The sequence below is a fragment of the Nocardia noduli genome (genome assembly GCF_019038455.1).
Lineage (GTDB): Bacteria > Actinomycetota > Actinomycetes > Mycobacteriales > Mycobacteriaceae > Nocardia > Nocardia noduli.
Map to the genome: position 1 here is coordinate 19,551 of NZ_JAFMPL010000027.1, position 22,442 is coordinate 41,992.

The window sequence follows — 22,442 nt, forward strand, 5'->3', positions numbered from 1 at the left end:
CCAGATACCGGCGACGGATACACTCGGCGGCGCAACGAGCGGGGGTGAAGACAACGGTGCCGCTGCGACACGTCCGGAGTGGAAGGTTCCACAGGCTGGAAGGCAATCCCGCAATCGGAGCGGATGCTCGCGGCAGGTCGATCCGAACCATCGAAATGGTGATCGACCGGAAATAGGAGTGGGCCTAGGAGGACTTGAATGTCGTCAATCCACTCCACTGTTTTGCCTGGTCAGCGAGCCGAACTTGCATTTTCACTGCCGTTTCGCGACACGTCACTACATTTCGCTACAAAAGACAGCACCCCTCTGATGTCACGGACATCACAGGTTTTCGGCGGGATCGGACCCGCTCTGATGGCCGCGCCATCAGCAGGATGGAGCCCGCCGAACAGTCCCGAGCGGCTGATGGATCGGCCTACGACGTCCGGAGTCAGTGCAGCGGTCCAGAGCAGTGCACGAGTCCGCGCGCGACTTACCGCTACGACGGTCGAATCAGTCACAGTGCTTTCGCAAAGCCGTGCAGGACGGTGGGCAACCGTGGGAGGACCGCGATTACCGCTGCGACCCGCGTCTCGTCGCGGCTGCGGTAGATCCGATGACCGTTCCGGTGCACCGGAACGCGTTAGGGTGATCAGGTGCGGCGTCCTTGCCGTGGCCGTCGCCCCACCAGGCGATCTCGTTCCCTCTTCCAGCGATTCAAACATAGGTTCGATTGTCCGATGGGTCGATACCGCGACAGTCCCTTCACCTACACCGCCGGTGCGACTTCTGATTGCGCCGAACGAATCAAACGCTGCGGCTCGAACACGGCCCGAGACAGACCGATCCACGTGCAGACGCCATGACCCGCGTCGATCACGGCCGCTTCGAATCTCGTTGATAGGCAACGAAGTCGAGCAGCTTGGTCCAAGCAGTCCACCGGACCCGACTATCGACGAGTTGTGCACAGCCGACGTCGAACAATCCCGTAGCCGGGTTTGCTAACAGGCGGCACCCGCTCTGATCAGCAGTTCAGGCGTTGCCGAATGATGTTGTCCTCGAGGAATCCACTGGTTGTACACCGATTCGTCCCCAGGCGGGTTCGCTGGTTATGCACAGGTGGTCACAGGCCCGATTGCACAGTATCCACAGCTGTTTTCGCACACAGGCTCTGACCTGGCGATCTCGGAAGTTGTGCTTGTGGATTCCTCGAGGAGTCCCTGGGGATTCCTCGAGGAATCCTCGAGTTGGTGCACAGTGTGCACAACCAGGGCGATCCGGTGGAACAACTCGAGGATTCCTCGAGGATGAGCGAGGGACAACTTCGGACCTTCCACAGACACCCCCGATTCATCCTCGAGTAACCCCACGGCCATCCCCATCCCGCCACACCACCGGACCTGCGCAGACGCGCCGAGTCCACAGATTCCACAGGGCCTATTACTACTATTTTTTCTCTCATGAGAGATCTCTCTTGAAAACAGGTGTGTGGAAACTCGGTCCGAGCGCATCCGCTCCGCAACCACACCAGTCACGTGCAAGACCCACCGACCACCGAACTCGATTCGGCGCAACGGGACTTCGTGTCGGGTGGCGACAGACCTGCCTTCAGAGGAGATCGGACTTCCTCATCACCTTGGGCGCTCGCACCGCTGCACCCGCAAGGTCGTCACTCGAACTCTCTGCGCCCGCCGTGGCTGCGGATGCTTCGTAACCACAACCAGTACAACGACATTCGTGAGGAGCTCTGTCGAAGCGCGGCTATGACGGGTATGGCAGCCACCTGGGTCTTCCAGACGCGAATATTCTGGGTAGGATGTGATTTCGAGGTGGTCGCCGGTCCGATACACCGGCCGGGTCCCAGCCGGTGCGACCACTGATCTCATGCACATGAACGGTCCATACCGGATTCTGGTGAGGAGCCAACAGGCACGCAGATCAGGGTCCGCCCCGGAACTTTCCGGCGTATGGCATCGTTTCAGCTACGAGACCAGAGCGATCGGTTTGCACGAATCCGGCTCATCGACAGGAAAGTATGAAATGGCTCAAGGCATCGTGAAATGGTTCAACAGCGAGAAGGGCTTCGGCTTCATCGCTCAAGACGGCGGAGGCCCCGACGTCTTCGTGCACTACTCGTCTGTCAGCGGCTCGGGCTTCAAGAACCTCGAAGAGGGGCAACGGGTGGAGTTCGAGGTCGGCCAAGGCCAGAAAGGCCCGCAGGCTCAAGACGTCCGCGTCCTCTGACCGTCCGGCCACGAATCATCAGCGACGCGCAGCATCGGCGTCCACGGGACTGCCCGCCGTTCTCATCGGCGGCTTCCGGCAGACGGATACCCAACCTCAGCTCAGTGAGTGAGGACCCACCCGACACGCCTGGTCGACGCCACGGTGCCGAGTTGCGCTCGCGGTAGGCAAGTAGTGTCGCCGCTCGTCACGGCTGGTCTTCGAGTTGTCGATGTCGTTCATCTCGGCGCGCTTTCGTTGATGGCCCCGCAGCGACCGGTTCCGAGTAACGGGTGATGGGGGTGAGATGTCTACCGCGCCCTGATTCGCGGTAGCGACCCACTCACCCGAGAGCGCCTATCACGGTGACGCACCCGGGCATCGATCTACCCACTACCGACCCACACCACGACTACGCTTTTCGCCCACTGGAATCTGCTGGGCAGTGGCGCATGGCGGTGTCGTTGCGGGTGTGAGCCACGGGTCGGGCCGGGACAGGATGTGAGCGCGTTCGAGGTGGGTCCATCGGTCCGCAGCGGCGAGCGCGGTCTTCGCCGCGGCCATCTCCCGGTGATAGGCCGCGCGGGCGGGATCCGGCAGGCGCGACATTCAGCGCTCCGTTTCGGTGGGGTGTTCGCAGCAAACACCGACCGCCCCGCTGCCCCCGGTGGCAAGCGCGGCGGTCAGGGTGGGGCAGCAGGTGTCTCCGCGCCAGGCGTCGAGTCCTTCGCGGACCGCGATCACGGCGATGACCAGCGCGGCGATCAGGTCGGCCCACGACCAGCCGAACAGACTGTTGAGCAGCAGTCCAACCAGCAGCACCGCCGAGAGGTAGGTACACAGCAGGGTTTGTTCGGAATCGGCGACCGCCGAGGCCGAACCGAGTTCGCGCCCGGCGCGGCGCTGGGCAGCCGACAGGACCGGCATCACGACCAGACTCACCGCGGCCAGGGTGATCCCGATCGTCGAGTGCCGGGCTTGTTCGACGCCGAGCAGGGCGCGGATCGAGTGGACGGTGACGTAGGCGGCGAGGGCGAAGAACGAGAACGCGATGATCCGCAACGCGACCTTCTCCCGCGACTGGGGATCGCGGCCGGCGAACTGCCAGGCCACCGCCGCCGCGGAGGACATCTCGATCAGCGAGTCCAGCCCGAACCCGATCAACGCGGTCGAGGACACCCTCGCCCCCTCGCCCAGGGCGATGGCGGCTTCGATGAGGTTGTAGGTGATGGTCGCCGCCACGAACCACCGAATGCGCCGCGCGAGCACCGCTTTGCGGTCCGGGCCCGGCCCGAGCGGTATCGACGAGGACAGCGACGGCATACCGAGCGAAGCCATCAGCAGCAGCCCTCAGCATCGGCGGCCGGGCAGCACGCCGGATCCACCGCCAGAACCAGCCCGAGCAGATCCTCCAGCGCGGCGCCGATACGAGGATCAGCCAGTTCGTAGCGGCTACGCCGTCCCTCCGGAACGGCCACCACCAGACCGCACCCGCGCAGGCACGCGAGATGGTTGGACAGGATCTGGCGGGTCACCCCGATCTGGTCGGCCAGATCCGAGGGGTATCCCGGGGACCGGCGCAGGCTCAACAGGATTCGGGTGCGGGTCGGGTCCGACAAAGCGTGCCCGAAACGGGCGAGGGCGTCGGTGTGCAGCACGGTCTCCATTCCATGACGATACATCAGAATCTGTATTCATGAAATAATGAATCGATGTCGATTCAGTGCGATCCCCGCTTATCGCGACCTGGCGATGAACATGTTCGCGCTGTGGGTGGTCGGCCGAATTCTCGAACCGGCGCTGGGGCGGACGCGCTATCTCGCGGTCTACCTGCGAACGCCGGGATCTACCGATGTCGTCGGGCGCGGACCGCGGTGCCCCCGAACCCCGGCGGGACGCGACTCTCCGCGCTGCGCGGGGTGCCCGCGTGGGGTATGGACTGTCCTGAACACGGGCCTCGCTCCGAGTTGCCGACAGTCTGGTTATCTGTCGATTACAAGCAATGCGACCGGTTCGTATTCGGAAAATTTCCTCCGATGTGAAGAGCGCGTGTGTATTAATGTCTCTCTTCTATCCGGAAGCTCGATACTCGAGAAAACCCACGTGGTTGCGGCTAATGTCGTTGCTGCGCAGGAAAATTCAGCGAACAGGGGCGGCTTCTTCTTTTTCCGGTGGTTCACGAAAACATAGACCATCGCTATTCGCTGCGCAATTCTCGCGTGCTTGTTTTCGATAGAAAAGAAAACGGATGTCGCCGGTTCCGGACTTCCTCACTCCGTGGCGGTCGCGGCCCCGGGCCGGTTTCGACCAGAAGTAGTTCGACGACATCACCGAGGCCAGGCGTCCGCCCAGGCCATCAACCCCACCCCCACCTGGTCGCGCCCCTCGCGGCGACCACTCCATCCACGAGCCGCCGAACGCACGACGTACTCGACGTCAAATTCGATATCCGGTCCAGAGTCCACGGCCGTACGCGCACGTGGGCCGTATGGACCGGACCGATCCACACCTTCCGGCATCGACCGAAACATACTGCAGCGAATTGTATTTCGCCGGGAATACACCTGCATGGAAGAAGGCTCATCATGGCATTGTCGGTAGCCGACCTCGCAGTTCTGGGGGATACACCGGTCACCATCCGGTCGACGGCGTTCTCGAATGTGTATCTGCGGATGGACGCCAACGGGGTGACCGCTCCGGCCGACTACGGCGGCGGTACGGTCAACGCCCAGTACGGGGCCGGGCTCTACGAGAGGTTCCGGGTCCGACCCCAAACCGATGGCTCCTTCGCCTTCGAGTCGGTGGCTTTCCCGAAGGTCTACCTGCGCATGGACGGCCGTGAGGTGAGCACCCAGACCGAATTCGGCGGCGGTACGGTCAACGCCCAATACGGCGCCGCCGGCCCCGGCCCCTGGGAGAAGTTCCACACCAGGCCACAGACGGACGGATCGGTCTCTCTCGAGTCCGCGGCGTTCCCGAAGGTCTACCTGCGCTTGATCGGTAGCGGGGTGACCGCCACGAGCGGTGCCGGCGGCACGGTCAACGCCCAGTTCGGCGCCGAGGGCGGCATCCACGAAAAGTTCGTCCTCGCCATGGACGACCAGCGACTGGATTTCCGTATGCAGCACCAGGAGCAAACCATGTGGTGCTGGAACGCGGCCACGGTCAGCACCGCGGCCTTCTACGACCCGGCATCGACCTGGACCCAGGGCAAACTGGCCAACGCGGAGTTGGGCCGCAACGACTGCGCTGTCGGGGCGGGCGCGGTATCGCCCTGTAACCAGGGCCGTTGGCCCGATACCGCGCTCACCCGGATCGGGCGGCTCAACGCGCGCTCGAACAACGCCTTGACCAACGTCCAACTCGGCGCCGAGTTGACCAGATCCGCACCGGTCATCGTGAACATCGCCTGGCAGGGCGGTGGCGGCCACATCGTCGCTGTGCGCGGACGTTCGGTGATCAACGGTGTCGACTACGTCAGCGTCGCCGATCCGTGGGAGGGCGACTCCGATGTCACCTACGACGTCTTCCGCAACCGATACCAGGGCAGCGGAACCTGGACCGTCAGCTACAAGACCAAGCCCTGAGGAGAACCGCTCATGCCGCTCCATCTGCCCGACCCGCCCTCCGAGGTCCCCGACAAGGTCAAAGGCAAACTCCGCGCCTTCGCCGACGGCGCCAAATTCTCGACCAAGGCGCTGCGCGGAGCCGCCAAGGACCAACTCGACCTGTCCACCCCCCACCAGATCTTCACCCTCGGTCTGGACGACATCACCACCGGTTCCGGTCTCGAAGCCGCGCGTCCGGTGGGCTGGCGCTACCTCGTCGTGGACGGCACACAGATCATCGCCAGCGCCGAAACCACCCTGGCCCCCGACGGCACCCAGGAAATGGCGCGGTTCACCGAAGGACCGTTCGTCCTGGCCACCGACAAAGCCCTGAAAGTCGTTCGGAAACTCCCCCAACTCGCGGCCGCCGGCTTCGATCTGCGCCTGCTGCGCATCCCCGCCCTCTACGTGATGGCACTGTGGCTGCACTCCCCGATCACCGACATCCTCGCGCCTCTGGAGCCCTCACCGATCGGTAAAGAAGGCAAACCGATCCTCGCCGCGCAGTTCCTCGCCGAGCTCGCTCAACTGGCCCGAGCGACGAGTCCCCCGCCGTAGACACCGATCGGGGACTCGGTTCGCCTCGACAGCCGACCATCCTGGAATCCGAACCCGAAATGCCGCGCTGACAATCGGCGACACGCAGCGTACTCCATGAGTGGTTGGTCATCGCGCAACCTGCGATGACCAGCCACTCGTGTGGTTTGCGGCCTGACAGGCGTGCGGCGTCGTGGAAGCGGACCTCTCCGAGCGTTCGCCCCTCATCCCCGCAGGCTCTGTCACTTTGCACCCCGCATCGGCCCGTCTCCCATCGCATGGATCAGGCGGACTACCCGCGCACTCTCGAAGATAAACGCGAACTGTAGCCGAAAAAAATCTGTAGCGGCAAGGGTAGACATTGTGCCGGGAGGGGGTTAATGTCACTGTCGTTGCAGAGGACAAGGGCCGAATGGCCGGGCAGGTGAACTGCCCGGAAGACCCAAGAGTTCGACCGTCCCCTCCGGCGGAGAAGAGAATCCGGTGCACTCGGCCGGACCGCCGGAGGGGATGAGGAAATACCCCGTAGACGCAGGTTGGTTCGATCAGGGAGGTGGCTACTGCACCAGTTACTCGACTCTTCCGTGCCCGAGGATCGGGCACCTTGTTCGACGCCGACCCGACCGGTCGGCGAACAGAGCAAAACCTGAATCCCCCTTCGTAAGTTCATGGGCCCCGGCGCACAGTGCGCCGGGGCCCGTCGGCGTTGAAACCCCGAGAGGTGTTGTGGACCCAGCGAACCCGAAACCCGACAGCGGCGCGACGGCTGCTGATCGGCTCGATGACGAGCACTATCCCGCCTACAGCATGGGCAGGGCCGCAGAGATCCTCGGTGTCACCGCGGCGTTCCTGCGCAGCCTCGGCGCCGCCGAACTATTGGCCCCGCAACGTTCCGAGGGCGGGCACCGCCGCTACTCCCGCTACCAACTTCGTCTGGCCGCCCGCGCCCGCGAACTCCTCGACCAGGGCACATCACTGGAAGCGGCGTGCCGGATCATCGAGTTGGAAGACCAACTCGCTGTGGCCGTGGAACTCAACGCCGAACTGACCCGACAGAATCCGACCGGCGCCCATCCGGATCATTGACCCTGCATCCCTGATTCAGGCGCGGGGGTGTGTGCGTCGGTGCCGAACAGCACCCGATCCATGTCCTCGCGTAGCGCGCCGAGGTCTTCCGGGCCGCCGATCTCGGGCAGTTCGGCCACGACCGCGGCCGCGATGACGCGCAGTTTGATGTTGAGGGCTTGTGACGTTTCGCGCAGGATCGCGAAGGCGTGATCGGCGTCGACGCTGTAGACGAGCATCACCGCGCCTTTGGCCTGCTCGATGGTCTCTCGCGCGGCGGCGACCACGGCGGGATCGGCCGGGATACCCGCGGGCGGTGTCGTGTCGTCCATCCCCCGCACCTACCCACCGTCGTCGGACTCGAACCCGATCCGACCAGGCCCGGGGAAGATCAACAAAGGGCATTCCTGTCGGGAGTGCTTCCGGTAGGGCGATTGCCGACATCCCGGGCCCGCCCACATCCGGTCGAACCTGCTGGTGACGCACCCGCGGTCGCGGGACCGGGGTACAGATCGCGGCCGCGCTCGGCGAACTCGCCCTGCGAGTCAAGATCGACACCGCCCGCATCCACTACAGCCTGCAAGTGTGGACACCGGAGTCGATGATCCAGCACCGCACCGAGACCATCGGACTCACCGACCTCACCGCCGTGCTCAACGCCCACGCCGAAGAGATCGGCAGCGAGTTGCGCAGCCGCGGACTGGGACAGGCCACGAGTACCGCCCATAAGATTTCTTCGCCCCCGATCTCACCGGGACCGCGGTGCGCCGCGGCACTACCCCCGCCGAGAGCGAGGAAGATCGGCGAGCATGCCCACCGCTCACGATCGATCCCGAACCCGGCATCATGAGCCACATACCTACGAGACCCTCGGCAGGGTGATGACCCTGTTGTGCCACACCCCCGGCCCACTGGCCGAAGTCCTGGCCCTGCGGTTGTGGCCCACCCTGACCGGCGACGGCTACGTCCTGTCCTGGCGCGGGGTCACACCCAGCGAGGACGAGGTCGCCGAATACCTGCTCAGCGCCGCCGCCGACGACGAGTGGACCCAGACCCTGGGCCCCGGTGACGTACGGGTCGAGAAAGCCTGCCACTGCACCCTCGTCGACGTTCGGGGTGTCGCGTTCCAACTGCGCCCCGAACCCATGCTGCAACCCGACGTCCTCACAGCCATGAGCCACTATTGGCGCACCGGCGAACTGGCCAGCCGCCGCTGAGAGTCGCGGTCGACGAGAAAGTATTGCCTCGACGCCACTCGGTGATGCGAGATCGCCGCCACTTACCGCTGCGAGTGACCAGGTGCGGGTGTCTTGCTCATTTCGCGTTCGAGTTCGGCGCGGATCTCGGCGATGTAGTCCTCGGGATCGGAACGGATACGAGTGATCACCCGCTCCAGCGGTCGAGCCTCCGGTTCGTGTTCCATGCTCCACAGAGCCATCTCGAACAGCACCGGCAGCGCGTCCACGGCTCGACTGGTCGGGACGTAGTGGACCTGGTTGCGTTCCCCGCCGCTCACCCGCGCTACAAGGTTCGCGGCTTCGAGGCGCTTGAGCCGGTCCAGGAGCACGCTGGTCGAGATCTGTTCGGCCGAATCGAGGAATTCCACCGGGCGCCGTTTGCCGACCAGCAGCATGTCGCGCAGCACCAGCAAGGTCCACGGATCCCCGAACACCTCGAGGAACATGTTCATCGGGCACGTCGACTTTCCCACCGCGCGTTTCATGCCCCCAGGATACCTCATACATTTGCATTATCGAAATGTTGATGTATGGTCGGTCGGCCACTGTTCGAACGCACTGTTCGAACACGCGAAGCGGCGTCTCCTCAGCACTCGAACCCCAGGGATCCTCATGCAGCAGAACGTGATCGACACCGTCTCGGCGATGACCACCGCGCTCGAACGCGGTGACATCGACACCGTCATGTCCTTCTACGTCGACGACGCGGTTGTCGCCTTCGAACCCGGTGCGCCGGTACGGGGCCAAGAGCAACTGCGGGCCGGGTTCGCTGCCTTCGCCGCAGTGCAACCCGATTTCCGCTACGACAACGGCCACGAGGTCATGATCACCGGCGACACCGCCGTACACATCGCTCCGTGGACGATGAGCGGCACCGGTCCCGACGGCACCCCGATCACCCAGAGCGGACTGTCGGTGGCAACCCTGCGCCACCAGATCGACGACAGCTGGAAGATCGTGGTCGACAACCCCTTCGGGGCTCGGCTCATCCCTGACCAGGACCAGGCCTGATCGAATTCGGGCACCCCGCCCACTCCCGGCCTGACTTCGCTGGAAACGATTGCGTTCGAGGGATTCCATCCATCAGCAACGCGAGTCCGAATCACCTGCGGGCACAGCCCTCACAAGGAGAGATGTAGGGCTGCGCCTCGTCAGGGTGGTGAAACGGCGACCGTCGAGAACGTCAGGTCCCGGCGGCCCCGCTTCGAGCCAGGGACCGGTGTGTATGGGATCTCCGCGGTTCGCCTCAGGATGCTCCGGCGACGACCGACCTGCACGCAAGCGAATCCTATTGAGCAGGTGAGCAACCGGTGATTCGCAGTCACGAATTTATGCCAGGTCCGATATCGAACCGTATCGACAACCTCGCGCACTCGGCATGCCGCGAGACAAACCTGTGCCGCGCAACCCTCGAAAGCGTCCACCGCCCCCGGGTCACCGCCTGCCGTTTCGGAACCTACGCAAGGCCTAAGACGCCACCGCGCAGCTTGCTCCGATGTGCTGCCGCCAGGAACAGCTCCATCAGCACAATAAGTTGGGAAAACCTACCAGGCGACTGAGCGGGGATGCTCGGATGATTCTCGTGACTTGGTGTGGCCATCACATCAGGCGCGCGACATCAGCCATGTCATCGGAATCGGACAGAATTTCGCCTGAATACGGGCCTGAAATGTGCTCTGATCAGCGTTTATAAGAAAAACTATTGTGGGCCTAGGAGGACTTGAACCTCCGACCTCTTCGTTATCAGCGAAGCGCTCTAACCGCCTGAGCTATAGGCCCGTGTGTCATTTTCAGTTCATGTCACGCACTTGGGTTTGTTCCATGAACCGACCGGACATACAATACCCAACCCCTCTCCTCTCGCCAAAACGGCTGGTAGAGGCCCTGACGGCAGGCCTCCAACAGCTTGAGGAGCCCCGCTCACAGATGATCCCTCCCCTTTCGGCTCGCAGCCTGGACGCCCCAGCCTTCCCAGAGGAGGCAGCGAGAAGGCAGCATCACCCGCGAACCGCGCCAACACCCGCTGTCCCGCCGTCGTCCTCGTCGTCACCCATCGCGCCACGAATCGCGTCGTAGTCGTCCTGGCGACGAACGTAGAACTGCATCGTCGTAGTGATCTTCTCGTGCCCCATCACCTTCGCGATCTTGTGCGGCTCCACCCCATCATCGGCCAACCAGGTTCCGTAGCAATCGCGCAGATCATGGAACCGCAGGCCGCCCGACTCATGAACCGCCACGTGCCTGATCGCCTGCTCGGACTTGCCGAACAGTTCGGAGTTCACCAAGCCGTCCGAATCCATCCACACGGCCTCGAACTCGTCGCCGACCTCGGACACCTCACCGAGAAGTCCCGCCCGGACCAACGCCGGTCGCCAGACCCGCGAACGGAACAATCCACGCCGCAGCGGCGCACCGGCATCGTTCGGGAAGATCAACCCGCGTTCACCGGTCGGATTATCACCCATGTACGCCCGTAGTTCCGCCACCACCCACGCAGGCAGCGGGACCGTTCGCCGACCGGCCGCGGACTTCGGGAACGGCTTGAACTCGGTACGCCCCGATACCTCGGTGACCGTACGAACCACCCGCACCACTCCCCCGCCCAGGTCGACCGCGTCCTCACACAGGCCCGCGACCTCGCCCCATCGCAGACCGGCGAAGGCAGCCACCATCACCAGCGCCCGATGTCGTTCGGGCCGGACCGCCGGGAGCAGCTGTTGCCGAACCTCGTGCCGGGTGAGGATGCGCGCGTCGTCGGTGTCGGTTACCCGCCGTCTCGGCACCTTCACCCCCTCGGTCGGGTCGACGCCGACCAGGCGATTACGCATTGCCGAACGCATCACGCCGGACATCAGCCGCTTGCACTCCGCGACCGTCGCCGGAGATCGACGCTGCGACAGTTCGGTGATCCACTTCTGAACCGACAGGTGATCGATTCGCCCTAGCTGCCACTGGCCCCACTGCGGCAGTACATGAGTCCTCATGATCGACTCGTCACGACTCTTGGTCGTGCGTTCGTTGTTCCAGGTCGCCGCCCACAGCTGCGCGTGATCCCCGAACTTGGTGCGGCCCGCGTGAGGCGATACGTAGGTACCGGTCGACTTCGCCACGTCGACCTGAGCCAAGAACGTCTTGGCTTCCCGCTCGGTGGTGAACGTCTTGGACCGCTGCACCCCGGACGGTTCACGCCAGAAGGCTTTCCACTTCCCCGCCGCAGTCTTGTCGATGAATCCCATGGTTACGCCGCCTCTCGCGTCGAGCAGTCATTGAGCCACTGGTGGAACAGCTCACGCGGAACGACCCACCGACGCCCCACACGCTTCGCCGGAATCTCCCCGTCGCGAACAGCGCGATATGCGTTGTTCCGGGACAGGTCGAGCAGCTGCGCAACCTCCTCGACGGTGTACGTCGCACGCTCCGCATTCGAAATGCGCATCGGATTTCCTCCCCTATCTACGCGGCCGAATGGCCGTCTGTCGAATCTTGTTGTTGCACAACGGTTTCACGTGAAACCGGATCGCCCCGTTCGCCCAACGCGATCGAGGCGTGGTCGTATTCACGCTGTTGTTTGAGCTTCTGGGCGACCAATTGCAGAATCAGGTGCTCACGCGCGGGAACGTTCGGGTCACCCGGTTCGACCGGGGTGATCTTCATCCGTTGCACGACCTCCGGCGCGATCCCGACCTCAGCCAGCCGTTGGCGGACGAAGTCGAGGCGATCGGCCCGGTGGTCGGCGAGATCCTTGCCGGTCCACTTGCGCGAGACCAGCACTCGACGGCCCCGCAGCCCGAGGGTGTCGCGACGATGGGCTTTGCCCTTGCACAGGCCCGGAATGGTCTTGGCGTTGGCACCCTTGGGGATGACGCCGTAGCGGAACCAGATCCCGCACGAGGGCGAGCACGGGGTCTTGCACAGCTCCTCGTGCAGGCGGTCGTAGTGGTCGGCGGCGCGCTGCGACGCCGGTTCGATCACGTCACCGATGGACTTGGTGAGGTACTTGGTCAGGTAACCGATATGCCGGGAGGCTTCCTCAGTGCCGCCGAGCACGCCCTTGGAGTCGATCTGGGTACCGAAGCGGATCACATGCGCCGGTTCCAACTCGTCGACGGTGTCCATCACGTCGAGGGCTTCGGTCCAGGTCGGTACCGGTTCGTGGGTGTCGGGGTCGAGGAACCGGTTGGCGGTGTAGTCCCAATAGGGCAGCCGCCCGCCCTGGTAGACCTCCTGGTCGAAGTGCGGCCACCACACCTGGTGATAGGTCGCGGCAGCGATCTCCTTGATCAGCGCGTGCGGGTCGGTACCGCGGACTCCGATGTGGATGTGTGGGGCGCCGCGTCGTTGGGGTTCGACGGTGGCGAAGTACTGCACATCACGGCCGGACGCGCGCCGGTAGTTCTGGATGAACCGGTCGAACAACGCGGCGAAGTGGATGACATCGCGGGCGGCCCGGCGGTAGTCGTAGGACTGCGGGTCGACCGGTGCGCCGTCGGAGACCGGTCGGCCCTTCTCGTCGACACCGGCCCCGTCGCGGTGGATACGCCCGTAGGACGGGAGGGTGAGGGTGATGAACATCGAGGGCCGGTACTTGCCCTTGTAGACCCGCCCGACCGTGGTCTTGGCGACCTTCTTACGCGGCAGATCCGGGGCCGCCTGGCGCCGACTGGTCGACCGCTTGCGGACCGGTTTCGGTTCCGGGTCCAGCGCGGGGAACTTGCCACGCACACCGGAGTCGCGCAGTTCCTGGTCCAGGTCGGCGACGACCGCGCGGATACCTTCCATCGCGAACACGTCTTCGGCTTCCTTGGCCGCCGCGTATTCCAGGACCAGCGACGCGCGGGCGTCGACGAGTTCGCTTTGCTGGCGGGTGGGTTGATTCTTCTCGGTCACGGGTTCCTCCTGGATATGCCAGCCCTCGTGGGCTTGCTGTTGACGAAGTCGCAGAGCCCGCAAAGCGCAGGCAGGGCAGACGCATTCGAGAGTCGATTTGCACGGCACCGGGACGTAGTCGGTCTTGCCGGTCTCGTCGGTCGCCAGCATCGCCAGCGGACGACGGCAGGACCCGACCTTCTCGGCCGCAGCGTGGGCCAGGTCGACCATGTTCAACTGCGCGCGTCGGTCCGCCGCTGTCTCACGCTCGACAGCTGCGCCGGGTTCGGTCTCGATCGCTGTCATGCCGCCACCGCCGCATGAGCCTTCTCGACCGCTTCCAGACGTTCGGTCAACCGGTCCAGGCGAGCAGCCACGATCAGCAACCGGTCCAGCACATCCGCCATCGACACACCCGAACCCGCCACGGGCGCCGCAACCGGTACCGCGTCGTCGAGCGGCCACAACTCCGCCATCGACCGACCCACCGCGCAGGCCACCGCGTGACGAGTCACCGGATGCGGACGACGCCCCTGCGCCACCCACCGCTGCACGGTCTTCGCATCCACGCACACCCGCTCGGCCAACATCCCCGGAGTCATCCCCGCATTCAGGATCGCCTCACGCAGAACAGCATTCGCAGCCATGATCACGCCCCCTTACCCAGCCACATGACCAGACCGCCGTAGCAACGACTCGACGAGCAACGCTCCCCCGCGTCCTCCCGATCGAGGTGACCGTTCACGTACTCCGTACCGCCACACACCACGCAGACCGTCCACGCCGTCGCCTCGTACATCTCGACACACGACACGTCCACGCAGCCGGGACGCAGGCAGTACCGACACACACCCGCCGGATTCACCCGCGACGGACGCAACGACTCCACGACCCCGCCAGCCCCGGTGATCACGTTCGTATCCATGACGATCACAGCCCCCAACTCACCGAGGAACCCGGCATGATCCGACTACCCGGCCGCTCCGGCACCGGCTCCGGGCGCATCGCCGCGATCTTCGCCAGCACCTCCGCCGTCAACGGGTACGCGTCCTCGGCGTTCATCAGCCCGCCCCAGCACGTGCACCGACGCGACGCGTTCTCCGGATCGACATCACCCCCGACATAGCCGGTACCACCGCACTCCGGGCACAACGCCCACTCCGACACCGCGTACTGAGCGATGCACCGCGCCGTACGGCAGTCCGGAAACAGGCAGTAGATGCAGAACCCCGCGTCGTTCAAACGCGATGGACGACGTTCGACGACTATGGAAACGACATTCGGTCGACTGGACATTTGAGACTCCCCGCTGCCATCGCGTACACCCTAGGCTCCCTAGGTAGCTTCCAGCTTAGGCCGAGCTCCCTAGGGAGGTCAAGAGCTACATGATTTGCCTAGGGAGCAGGGTTTAAGCTGGCACGATGGACGCAATCGACCCTGATGACCCCCGCCCTGCCTCCCAGCAGATCGCGAACATCCTTCGAGCCGCGATACTGACCAGGAAGTTCGCACCCGGCGAGCGGATACCGTCTGGGCCTCAACTCGTTGAGCGATTCGGCGTGGCCAAAGCCACCGCAGAAACCGCTATCCGCACGCTTCGCGAAGAGGGCTTAGTAGTGAGCCGGGCCGGAAGCGGGACATTTGTCCGGGAACGTACAGAACGTCCCGTCGGACTGCGACCCCACATCGAGCAGGCATTCGAAGCGACGAGCGTCACTGTCGATTTTGCAGGGTTCTCCGGCGAGACGCTGCATGGAGCCATTGCCGAACCGCTCGACCGAATACGGGAAGGTCGCCTACGACCGGAAAATCTCACGGTCAGGCTCCTCGTTCCCGATGCCTCCCGCCCGTGGAGCCTGCCCGCCAGAGTGGACAACCTCGAGGACAGCCCTGCCTTTCGCAAACGGGCAGCCAGAATCATGGAGCGTCACGGCACCGCGGTTGTCGAATCTGTCACCGAACTCGGGCGACTCGGACTCGTCGACAGCGCGACAGCGCAGATCCGAACCTATCCAGCCGTACCCCTGTTCAAGCTGTACATCCTCAACGGTGAACAGACGTTCTTCGGGTACTACCCGGTGATCGAACACGCCGTGCCGCTAGACGGAGACGACGTCCCGATCTGGGATCTCATGGGCAAGGACGCCACGCTGTTCCATCACTCCCGCGACGTCGACCCGGATTCCAGCGGGAGCCAGTTCGTGGCCCAGTCTCAACTGTGGTTCGACAGCATCTGGAACTCCGTCGCGCAGGACTACACCCCGTGACTGACCTCCGCCAACTGCTGAGCGGCCGACCCTGCTTATTGCTCGATTTCGACGGCCCCGTCTGCTCGGTCTTCGCAGGCATATCCAGCCGCCATGCCGCACAAGAACTCGAAGGAGCGTTCGGGAGTCCGCTACCGCCGCATCTCCGCGCGACCTCCGACCCATTCGAACTGCTCGAGTATGCGGCAGATCTCTCCCCCGCTGTCGCCGCCGCCGTCGAAGCCAAGCTCACCGAGATCGAGGTTCAGGCAGTCGGTCGAGCGACGCCAACAATCGACGCGCACAACGTTATTCGCCTGGCAGCCCTACGGCCGGGTGGCTCTGTAGCCATCGTCAGCAACAACTCAACAGCCGCGATCAACGCATATCTGACGGCGCACGGCATGCACCAGCACGTCTCGGGCATCTTCGCTCGGCGATCGGCCACAACCCGCCTGAAGCCCAGCCCTGACCTACTCTCCGACGCTCTGACTGCTCTTGACGTTCAACCCGACGCATCGACCTTCATCGGCGATTCAGTCACCGACCTCAAGGCTGCCCACGCCGCAGCTGTTCCAGCCATTGGCTTCGCGAACAAGCCCGGGAAGGCTGAACGCTTTGCGCAGTACTCGCCCGCGTCGACCATCGTCGGCATGTCCGTGCTCCTCGATGCACTTCGCAGCCTGACAGTTTCCGGATGAGCATGTGCCTACGCCCGTCGCCTTAAGCAGGTTGCTGCCGAATTTGCCTATATAGGATCAAGAGCGCACCGGCGGCGCTACGCGCCGCCGCCGCGCCACGCAGCACTGCGGCGTCCTCGTCGCAGGCTCCTCGGCCACCGGTGCGGCGGCGCGTCGGCAGCGCTTGGCCGCCGGAGCGCATATGGACCTGTTCGCGTGTTCCGGCATCCGCTTCGGCGACGTGGCAGCACGCAGACTCTCCAGAGCTGGCCGCTTTTTCGTTCACCGAGCAGTGCTGGGCACGACGCCAGCCGTCCCCGACTTGGTCTCCCGCAACTCGCTCACTGAATCCGCCGGCGCCGATCGTGGGGCCTGGCTGTGGTGACGGCTACCGTGGCGAATGATCGGCCTATGCTCCTCTTTGAACAGAATTCAGTGATGGGAGCGGGGATTGGAAAGCAACGGGGTGGATGAGGCGTCCGACGACAGGTCCGAACTTGTCATTGGTGCGCTGATGGAGGCAAATGGGCTGTCACGCCGCGAGATCAGACGAATGGATCTAGCCCAGTTGCGGACCGCGGACGAGATGCTTCGAAACTTCCCTCGCGGCTGGTCGGACCTGGAGGGGCAGCCGCTATCGAACGCTAGCTATAAGGCTCGACGGCTGCGCGAGGCAGTTGGGCCTAGCCTGCGGCCTACAAAGTACGTCGTGAGGCGACTGATAGCAGACCTGAACCAGCAGGAGCAAGTAGATGAGTTCAAAGTCGCTGTTGAAGCCAAGGTTCAAGATCCGCAGCTAAGGCTTGAACTCTCAAACTTGATTTCAGAATTTGCCGCCGAGCAACAGAAGACTGCGCTTGAGGCCAGATCGGCCGACGCCAACGAAAAAATGCGGCAAGCGATTCACGACGCCGAGATGAAGGAGCGGAACTGGCAACGCTGGAAACTGATGCTGGATCGGGAACCAGTAGCAGTGCTCGTCGGAGCGGTCTTGCTTGGGATTCTGACATTGGCAATTGTCGGCGCTATGTACAGTCACACGGATATACCGGAGATCCTGGCGAGCGGCTTCCTGCTGATCCTTGGATTCTTCTTCGGTCAAGCAGCTGGCGGCGGAAGGACCCCCTAGCGCAGTCGGTCTCCCTACCGGCCGTCGGCCGGTTGGCTCTGGCTGGTGGTCGCCTGCATTGTGTTCCCGCGCCCCTCACGCCTCAAGAGCGCCTACGGCGTCACTACGTGATCGGCGCGCCGACTCTTGACCCGCGAGCCTCCGCGCGCGAAGGGCAGGCCCTACGGGGCAGGCAGACGACGCCAGCCCTTTTGTGCACAGGCCACCACCAACCAGAGCCAAGAACCCGCGCGGTCCTGCACATACGAAACCGGCGGACAGTCTGTCGACCATCCGCCGGAATCGAGACAGCAAGAAGACAGCAGGAGTGTTGATATCGGTTGGTACCGGATCACACCGCACGTCAGATAGATGCAGTTCAGAGGTATTGAGAGGGAATGAGGCGTTGGCACAATCCGCGTTATCAGCGAAGCGCTCTAACCGCCTGAGCTATAGGCCCGTATCTCATCGCCGATTCACATAACAGACTCTCGTGGACCGACCGGACATACAATACCCAACCCTCCTCCACTAACCAAAACGGCAGGTAGAGACGTTGTCCTCGGCTCACCACAATGCGGAAGCGCCGCACCGAGCGGGCGGATCGTCACCATCGAATCGCCGCGCGTCCCGCAGACAGTGCGTGGAGGATGTTGCCGAAACTGCGCGGCCATCGTGGATCACGTCCGAATGGACTTGGATTCTGCGATCTAGATCAGTGTGTATCAGCGCAAGTCGATCCATATCGGTAGAGGTCGGTCTCCCTACACTCATCGCATGCACCCCGACCGCGCCGGAATGTCCGCGTATGAGCGAGTCGCCGAACAGATCAAGCAAGACATTCGGGTCGGTAGCCTGGCCCCGGGCGCGAAACTGCTCGGAAACCGCCGTCTCGCCGACTATTTCGAGGTCGCGCTCGGCACCGTCCAGAAGGCCGTTCATCTGCTTCAGGACCAGGGGTGGGTCGTGGCGACCCCGGCGGTCGGCGTGTTCGTCGCCGACAGGCAGCCGGAGGAGGTCGCCGGGACGACGATCGAGGAAATCCGAGAGGAAATCCGACTGCTCCAGGCCAGCACGGCTGATCTGTCGGCACGGCTGGAACGGCTCGAAGCCGATCAGCCCCATTGACGGCCGAAAACGATGAAGGCCGGCACCCGCCTCGTGGGCGAGTACCGGCCGTGTGTTCGCTTCCGGACTAGTCCGGATCGGCGAGGGTCACCTGGATGCCCCCGACGAGATCACAGCACTGGTTGTAGATGAAGGTGCCGACGGTGCCGAGCGCGGTGAACAGCACCACGTTGATCAGGCCGACGACGCCCGCGTAACCGAAGACGGTGCCCGCGTCGATCAGGCCCGCCGAACCGCTGTCCTGCGACACCATGTCGGTGAAGGTGTTGTTCAGCCGCTCCCACACACCCATACCCTCGAGCACGATGTAGAGCAGGCCGACCGCGAGCATCCACACGAAGAACAGCGCCACGCTGATCACCAGCGAGATCTTCAGCGTCGACCAGGGGTCGATACGCCGGATCTGCACGGTGGCCCGCAGCGGTTCGCCGGCGGCGGCCGCGGCGACCGCGACCGGTGCCGCGGGCGAGTACATCGGCGGCTGGTACATCGGCGGCTGTCCGCCGCTCTCACCGGGCGGCAGCGGATGCCGGATCTCGGACAGATCCGGCATGTCCTTGATGAGTTCCGGCCGCGCGATACTGCGGGTCGGGCCATCGATGCCGACGGATTTCACCATCGCGGCCTCTTTGCGAGCCGCCTTGGCGGCGAGGTCCGCGGTGGTGCGGGCGTTGGTGGCGCCGCCGTTGAGACCACCACCGTTGAGGCCACCGCCCCCGCCCGCGCCGCTCGGCCTACCGGTGACCGGCGCCTGACCGGGCCGGTACAGGTTGGACTGCGGCTCCCGCTGCGGCAGCTGCGACCAGCCGTCCTGGAACGGTGACTGACCGCCCTGGCCGCCGCCGCCCTGCTGCTGCGGAGGCTCCCCACCGCCTTCCGACGGTTTCGGAGGCTGCCCGCCGCCCTGATTGTTCATCCGGACCGTGGCCTGGTCGAACCCGTCCTTGCCGGACTGGTTCGACGGCGGCTCCTGGTTTTCGTGCGGCTGGCCACCTTGGGGTGCGGCGTTGTTCGGCGCCTGTCCGGGTTGCCCCGCACCCTGCTGCCCGTTCTCGGCCGAGGAGACCGGCCGAGTGTTCGGCCGCGGCGGAATCGGGGACGGTGTGATCCGTTCGGTCACACCGTTCGTGTGCTGCCGCTCGTCATTCGGCTGATTCGGAGTGGTCAATGGGAATCCTTAGATCCGTTCTTTGCCGCCGCTGTGGATTTACTGGTCTGGAGATCCGGTGCTGTCGTCACCGGCGAGGTCGGGTTCATCGGCGTTGCGCGCGATTGCAAGCAAGGTATCGCCATCTGCGAGGTTCATCAATCGCACGCCCTTGGTTTGGCGTCCGGCTTTACGAACCTGCCTTGCCGCTGTACGGATGACGCCACCGACCGAAGTGATCGCGTAGAGCTCATCGTCATCGTCGACGATGAGCGCACCGACCAGGGTGCCACGCTTGGCGTCGAACTGGATAGTCAGCACGCCTTTACCGCCGCGTCCCTGTGCGGTGTACTCCTCGATCGCGGTCCGCTTGGAGTAACCACCCGAGGTGGCGACCAGCAGATACGTATCGGGGCGAACGACATTGAGCGACAACAGTTCGTCATCGGCGTTGAACCGCATTCCCTGCACGCCCGAGGTGGCGCGTCCCATCGGACGCAACGCCTCGTCGGTGGCCGAGAAACGGATCGACTGCCCTTGCGCCGAGACCAGGAGCAGGTCGTCCTCGGCCGAACACAGCACGGCTCCGACCAGTTCGTCCTCGTCGCGCAGGTTGACCGCCACGATGCCGCCGCTGCGATTGGAGTCGAAATCCGACAGTTTGGATTTCTTCACGAGGCCATTCTTGGTGGCGAGCACGAGATACGGGGCATCTTCGTAAGACTTGATGCGAATGATCTGCGCGATCCGCTCGTCGGGCTGGAAAGCGAGCAGGTTCGCCACGTGCTGACCGCGCGCGGTGCGGTTGGCTTCGGGCAGCTCATAGGCCTTGGCGCGGTAGACGCGGCCCTTGTTGGTGAAGAAGAGCAGCCAGTCGTGTGTCGAGCTGATGAAGAAGTGCTTGACGATGTCGTCCTGCTTGAGACCCGCGCCCTGCACGCCCTTGCCGCCGCGTTTCTGCGAACGGTAGAGGTCGGTCTTGGTGCGTTTGGCGTAACCGGTCTCGGTGATCGTGACGACCACGTCCTCGCGGGCGATCAGATCCTCGTCGGCGACGTCACCGTCGGCGGCGATGATGCGAGTACGTCGTTCGTCGCCGTACTTCTCCACGATTTCGGCGAGTTCGTCGCGGACGATGGCGCGCTGACGCTCCGGCTTCTCGAGAATGTCCTTCAGATCGGCGATCTCGGCCTCGATCCTGGACAGTTCCTCGGTGATCTTCTGCCGCTCCAACGCCGAGAGGCGCCGCAGCTGCATATCGAGGATGGCCGTGGCCTGGATCTCATCGATCTCGAGCATCTGCATCAGGCCGGTGCGCGCGGTGTCGGTGTTGGCCGAACGCCGGATGAGCGCGATGACCTCGTCGAGCGCGTCGAGCGCCTTGACCAGGCCGCGCAGGATGTGGGCCCGTTCCTCGGCCTTGCGCAGCAGGTAGCGGGTGCGCCGGATGATGACGTCCAACTGGTGGTCGACGTAGTACCGGATCATCTGGTCCAGACGCAGCGTGCGCGGCACCCCGTCGACGATCGAGAGCATGTTCGCGCCGAAGCTGGTCTGCAACTGGGTGTGCTTGTAGAGGTTGTTCAGCACCACCTTGGCCACGGCGTCACGTTTGACGGTGACCACGATCCGCATCCCGGCGCGATCGGAGGACTCGTCGTGGATATCGGAGATACCCGCGATCTTGCCGTCCTTGACCTGCTCGGCGATCGAGTTGATGAAATTGTCGGTGTTGACCTGGTAGGGCAGTTCGGTGATGACGATGGTGGTGCGGTTGCGGGCGTCCTCTTCGATCTCGACGACACCGCGCATACGGATCGACCCGCGACCGGTGGTGTAGGCGTCGTGAATGCCCTGACCGCCGACGATCAGGCCGTAGGTCGGGAAGTCCGGACCCTTGACCCGTTCCATGCACGCCGCGAGGGTGGCTTCCTCGTCGGCGTCGTGGTTCTCCAGCGCCCAGTAGATCGCCTCGGCGAGTTCGTTCAGGTTGTGCGGCGGGATATTCGTCGCCATACCGACCGCGATGCCGTTGGAACCGTTCATCAACAGGTTCGGCACCCGGCTGGGGAGAACCGTCGGTTCCTGGGAGCGACCGTCGTAGTTGGGGATGAAATCGACCGTCTCGTGGTCGATCTCGCGCAGCAGCTCCATCGCGAGCGGGGTCAGCCTGCACTCGGTGTAGCGCATGGCGGCGGCGCCGTCGTTACCGCGCGAACCGAAGTTGCCCTGACCGTCGACCAGCGGGTAGCGCAGCGACCACGGCTGAGCCATGCGGACCAGGGTGTCGTAGATCGACGCGTCGCCGTGCGGGTGGTAATTACCCATGGTCTCGGCGACCGGACGGGCTGATTTCACATAGCCGCGGTCGGGCCGGTAGCCGTTGTCGTACATCGCGTAGAGCACGCGGCGATGCACCGGCTTGAGTCCGTCGCGGACATTGGGCAGCGCACGCCCGACGATCACGCTCATCGCGTAATCGATGTAGCTGTTCTGCATTTCGTTCTGGATGTCGACCGGCTCGATCCGGTCGCCTGCACCGCCGCTCGGGGGCAGCGTTGTCTCGGTCATGCGGACTCCTTAGATGGCCTGGCGTGAAAGGTTGATCGCAGCGGAA

The 22,442-nt window shown here is 64.1% G+C and carries 24 protein-coding genes and 1 tRNA gene; 12 read left to right on the top strand and 13 right to left on the bottom strand.

Translation table 11 applies throughout. The annotated features are described in order from the left end of the window. Positions 1 to 2,019 precede the first annotated feature (2,019 nt). On the top strand, positions 2,020 to 2,223 hold the full coding sequence (locus JZ792_RS17260; protein ID WP_216911492.1) for a cold-shock protein: 204 nt from the start codon (positions 2,020 to 2,022) through the stop codon (positions 2,221 to 2,223). A gap of 372 nt (positions 2,224 to 2,595) precedes the next feature. On the opposite strand, the gene JZ792_RS17265 is transcribed toward JZ792_RS17260, so the two are convergent. From JZ792_RS17265 to JZ792_RS17275, 3 genes are read right to left on the bottom strand one after another with little or no spacing between them, the layout of a single operon-like run. Beyond that, positions 2,596 to 2,811: a DUF3703 domain-containing protein gene (locus tag JZ792_RS17265; protein ID WP_216911493.1), complete on the bottom strand. Its 216-nt coding sequence runs from the start codon at positions 2,809 to 2,811 to the stop codon at positions 2,596 to 2,598. After that, positions 2,812 to 3,543 (bottom strand): cation efflux transmembrane domain-containing protein, encoded by a 732-nt coding sequence (locus JZ792_RS17270; protein WP_438804340.1) that lies wholly within the window; start codon positions 3,541 to 3,543, stop codon positions 2,812 to 2,814. Then, positions 3,540 to 3,869, bottom strand: a complete 330-nt coding sequence (locus JZ792_RS17275; RefSeq protein WP_216911495.1) for an ArsR/SmtB family transcription factor — start codon at positions 3,867 to 3,869, stop codon at positions 3,540 to 3,542. Before JZ792_RS17275 ends, JZ792_RS17270 begins: the two co-directional genes overlap by 4 nt. 918 nt (positions 3,870 to 4,787) lie before the next feature. Here JZ792_RS17275 and JZ792_RS17280 point away from each other — a divergent pair. The 3 genes from JZ792_RS17280 to JZ792_RS17290 all read left to right on the top strand — a co-directional run bounded on the left by JZ792_RS17280 (position 4,788) and on the right by JZ792_RS17290 (position 7,433). Continuing rightward, positions 4,788 to 5,789: a papain-like cysteine protease family protein gene (locus JZ792_RS17280; RefSeq protein ID WP_216911496.1), complete on the top strand. Its 1,002-nt coding sequence runs from the start codon at positions 4,788 to 4,790 to the stop codon at positions 5,787 to 5,789. Positions 5,790 to 5,801: 12 nt separating this feature from the next. Beyond that, positions 5,802 to 6,368, top strand: coding sequence for a hypothetical protein (locus JZ792_RS17285; RefSeq protein ID WP_216911497.1), 567 nt, complete (start codon positions 5,802 to 5,804; stop codon positions 6,366 to 6,368). A gap of 786 nt (positions 6,369 to 7,154) precedes the next feature. Next, on the top strand, positions 7,155 to 7,433 hold the full coding sequence (locus tag JZ792_RS17290; RefSeq protein WP_216911531.1) for a helix-turn-helix domain-containing protein: 279 nt from the start codon (positions 7,155 to 7,157) through the stop codon (positions 7,431 to 7,433). On the opposite strand, the gene JZ792_RS17295 is transcribed toward JZ792_RS17290, so the two are convergent. Further along, entirely contained in the window at positions 7,427 to 7,744 is a 318-nt protein-coding gene (locus JZ792_RS17295) for an ANTAR domain-containing protein (protein WP_216911498.1), read from the bottom strand. The two genes, JZ792_RS17290 and JZ792_RS17295, sit on opposite strands and share 7 nt — an antisense overlap. Positions 7,745 to 7,995: 251 nt before the next feature. On the opposite strand from JZ792_RS17295, the gene JZ792_RS17300 reads away from it, so the two are divergent. Together JZ792_RS17300 and JZ792_RS17305 are read left to right on the top strand one after the other, a co-directional pair. Then, entirely contained in the window at positions 7,996 to 8,262 is a 267-nt protein-coding gene (locus JZ792_RS17300; protein ID WP_216911499.1) for a hypothetical protein, read from the top strand. A gap of 28 nt (positions 8,263 to 8,290) precedes the next feature. After that, complete coding sequence (locus JZ792_RS17305) at positions 8,291 to 8,629, top strand: hypothetical protein (protein WP_216911500.1); 339 nt, start codon at positions 8,291 to 8,293, stop codon at positions 8,627 to 8,629. A gap of 62 nt (positions 8,630 to 8,691) precedes the next feature. On the opposite strand, the gene JZ792_RS17310 is transcribed toward JZ792_RS17305, so the two are convergent. Further along, positions 8,692 to 9,135, bottom strand: a complete 444-nt coding sequence (locus tag JZ792_RS17310; RefSeq protein ID WP_216911501.1) for a winged helix-turn-helix transcriptional regulator — start codon at positions 9,133 to 9,135, stop codon at positions 8,692 to 8,694. A 127-nt stretch (positions 9,136 to 9,262) separates the two neighbouring features. Between JZ792_RS17310 and JZ792_RS17315 the strand changes: the two genes are divergently transcribed. Beyond that, positions 9,263 to 9,661: a YybH family protein gene (locus JZ792_RS17315; protein ID WP_216911502.1), complete on the top strand. Its 399-nt coding sequence runs from the start codon at positions 9,263 to 9,265 to the stop codon at positions 9,659 to 9,661. Positions 9,662 to 10,355: 694 nt separating this feature from the next. Here JZ792_RS17315 and JZ792_RS17320 read toward each other — a convergent pair. The 6 genes from JZ792_RS17320 to JZ792_RS17345 form a co-directional block, all read right to left on the bottom strand. Beyond that, a tRNA-Ile gene (locus JZ792_RS17320) sits at positions 10,356 to 10,429 on the bottom strand. A 218-nt stretch (positions 10,430 to 10,647) separates the two neighbouring features. Then, positions 10,648 to 11,886, bottom strand: a complete 1,239-nt coding sequence (locus tag JZ792_RS17325; RefSeq protein WP_216911503.1) for a tyrosine-type recombinase/integrase — start codon at positions 11,884 to 11,886, stop codon at positions 10,648 to 10,650. Positions 11,887 to 11,888: 2 nt separating this feature from the next. Then, a complete protein-coding gene (locus JZ792_RS17330) occupies positions 11,889 to 12,086 on the bottom strand; it encodes a helix-turn-helix domain-containing protein (protein ID WP_216911504.1) in 198 nt (65 codons plus the stop codon). Positions 12,087 to 12,103: 17 nt separating this feature from the next. Continuing rightward, complete coding sequence (locus JZ792_RS17335) at positions 12,104 to 13,822, bottom strand: replication initiator (protein ID WP_254189950.1); 1,719 nt, start codon at positions 13,820 to 13,822, stop codon at positions 12,104 to 12,106. Beyond that, positions 13,819 to 14,163 carry a helix-turn-helix domain-containing protein gene (locus JZ792_RS17340; RefSeq protein ID WP_216911505.1) on the bottom strand — a complete coding sequence of 115 codons (345 nt, stop codon included), beginning with the start codon at positions 14,161 to 14,163 and terminating at the stop codon, positions 13,819 to 13,821. Before JZ792_RS17340 ends, JZ792_RS17335 begins: the two co-directional genes overlap by 4 nt. A gap of 2 nt (positions 14,164 to 14,165) precedes the next feature. Continuing rightward, positions 14,166 to 14,429 (bottom strand): hypothetical protein, encoded by a 264-nt coding sequence (locus JZ792_RS17345; RefSeq protein ID WP_216911506.1) that lies wholly within the window; start codon positions 14,427 to 14,429, stop codon positions 14,166 to 14,168. A 48-nt stretch (positions 14,430 to 14,477) separates the two neighbouring features. On the opposite strand from JZ792_RS17345, the gene JZ792_RS17350 reads away from it, so the two are divergent. The 5 genes from JZ792_RS17350 (at position 14,478) to JZ792_RS17370 (ending at position 18,678) form a co-directional block, all read left to right on the top strand. Further along, complete coding sequence (locus JZ792_RS17350) at positions 14,478 to 14,642, top strand: hypothetical protein (protein WP_216911507.1); 165 nt, start codon at positions 14,478 to 14,480, stop codon at positions 14,640 to 14,642. Positions 14,643 to 14,937: 295 nt separating this feature from the next. Next, positions 14,938 to 15,783: a GntR family transcriptional regulator gene (locus tag JZ792_RS17355; RefSeq protein WP_216911508.1), complete on the top strand. Its 846-nt coding sequence runs from the start codon at positions 14,938 to 14,940 to the stop codon at positions 15,781 to 15,783. Beyond that, positions 15,780 to 16,463: an HAD family hydrolase gene (locus JZ792_RS17360; RefSeq protein ID WP_216911509.1), complete on the top strand. Its 684-nt coding sequence runs from the start codon at positions 15,780 to 15,782 to the stop codon at positions 16,461 to 16,463. The genes JZ792_RS17355 and JZ792_RS17360 overlap by 4 nt, the downstream gene beginning before the upstream one ends. 445 nt (positions 16,464 to 16,908) lie before the next feature. Beyond that, on the top strand, positions 16,909 to 17,571 hold the full coding sequence (locus JZ792_RS17365; protein ID WP_216911510.1) for a hypothetical protein: 663 nt from the start codon (positions 16,909 to 16,911) through the stop codon (positions 17,569 to 17,571). A 756-nt stretch (positions 17,572 to 18,327) separates the two neighbouring features. Further along, complete coding sequence (locus tag JZ792_RS17370; protein WP_216911511.1) at positions 18,328 to 18,678, top strand: GntR family transcriptional regulator; 351 nt, start codon at positions 18,328 to 18,330, stop codon at positions 18,676 to 18,678. A gap of 67 nt (positions 18,679 to 18,745) precedes the next feature. On the opposite strand, the gene JZ792_RS17375 is transcribed toward JZ792_RS17370, so the two are convergent. Together JZ792_RS17375 and gyrA are read right to left on the bottom strand one after the other, a co-directional pair. Further along, positions 18,746 to 19,846, bottom strand: a complete 1,101-nt coding sequence (locus tag JZ792_RS17375) for a DUF3566 domain-containing protein (RefSeq protein WP_216911512.1) — start codon at positions 19,844 to 19,846, stop codon at positions 18,746 to 18,748. Between the two features lie 39 nt (positions 19,847 to 19,885). Continuing rightward, positions 19,886 to 22,396, bottom strand: a complete 2,511-nt coding sequence (gyrA, locus tag JZ792_RS17380; RefSeq protein ID WP_216911513.1) for a DNA gyrase subunit A — start codon at positions 22,394 to 22,396, stop codon at positions 19,886 to 19,888. Between the last annotated feature and the right edge of the window lie 46 nt (positions 22,397 to 22,442).

Coding starts and splice junctions, on each gene's coding strand:
- JZ792_RS17260 (WP_216911492.1), top strand. CDS start 2,020: ATGGCTCAAGGCATCGTGAAATGGTTCAACAGCGAGAAGGGCTTCGGC.
- JZ792_RS17265 (WP_216911493.1), bottom strand. CDS start 2,811: ATGTCGCGCCTGCCGGATCCCGCCCGCGCGGCCTATCACCGGGAGATG.
- JZ792_RS17275 (WP_216911495.1), bottom strand. CDS start 3,869: ATGGAGACCGTGCTGCACACCGACGCCCTCGCCCGTTTCGGGCACGCT.
- JZ792_RS17280 (WP_216911496.1), top strand. CDS start 4,788: ATGGCATTGTCGGTAGCCGACCTCGCAGTTCTGGGGGATACACCGGTC.
- JZ792_RS17285 (WP_216911497.1), top strand. CDS start 5,802: ATGCCGCTCCATCTGCCCGACCCGCCCTCCGAGGTCCCCGACAAGGTC.
- JZ792_RS17290 (WP_216911531.1), top strand. CDS start 7,155: ATGGGCAGGGCCGCAGAGATCCTCGGTGTCACCGCGGCGTTCCTGCGC.
- JZ792_RS17295 (WP_216911498.1), bottom strand. CDS start 7,744: ATGGACGACACGACACCGCCCGCGGGTATCCCGGCCGATCCCGCCGTG.
- JZ792_RS17310 (WP_216911501.1), bottom strand. CDS start 9,135: ATGAAACGCGCGGTGGGAAAGTCGACGTGCCCGATGAACATGTTCCTC.
- JZ792_RS17315 (WP_216911502.1), top strand. CDS start 9,263: ATGCAGCAGAACGTGATCGACACCGTCTCGGCGATGACCACCGCGCTC.
- JZ792_RS17325 (WP_216911503.1), bottom strand. CDS start 11,886: ATGGGATTCATCGACAAGACTGCGGCGGGGAAGTGGAAAGCCTTCTGG.
- JZ792_RS17330 (WP_216911504.1), bottom strand. CDS start 12,086: ATGCGCATTTCGAATGCGGAGCGTGCGACGTACACCGTCGAGGAGGTT.
- JZ792_RS17335 (WP_254189950.1), bottom strand. CDS start 13,822: ATGACAGCGATCGAGACCGAACCCGGCGCAGCTGTCGAGCGTGAGACA.
- JZ792_RS17340 (WP_216911505.1), bottom strand. CDS start 14,163: ATGGCTGCGAATGCTGTTCTGCGTGAGGCGATCCTGAATGCGGGGATG.
- JZ792_RS17350 (WP_216911507.1), top strand. CDS start 14,478: ATGATCCGACTACCCGGCCGCTCCGGCACCGGCTCCGGGCGCATCGCC.
- JZ792_RS17355 (WP_216911508.1), top strand. CDS start 14,938: ATGGACGCAATCGACCCTGATGACCCCCGCCCTGCCTCCCAGCAGATC.
- JZ792_RS17370 (WP_216911511.1), top strand. CDS start 18,328: ATGCACCCCGACCGCGCCGGAATGTCCGCGTATGAGCGAGTCGCCGAA.
- gyrA (WP_216911513.1), bottom strand. CDS start 22,396: ATGACCGAGACAACGCTGCCCCCGAGCGGCGGTGCAGGCGACCGGATC.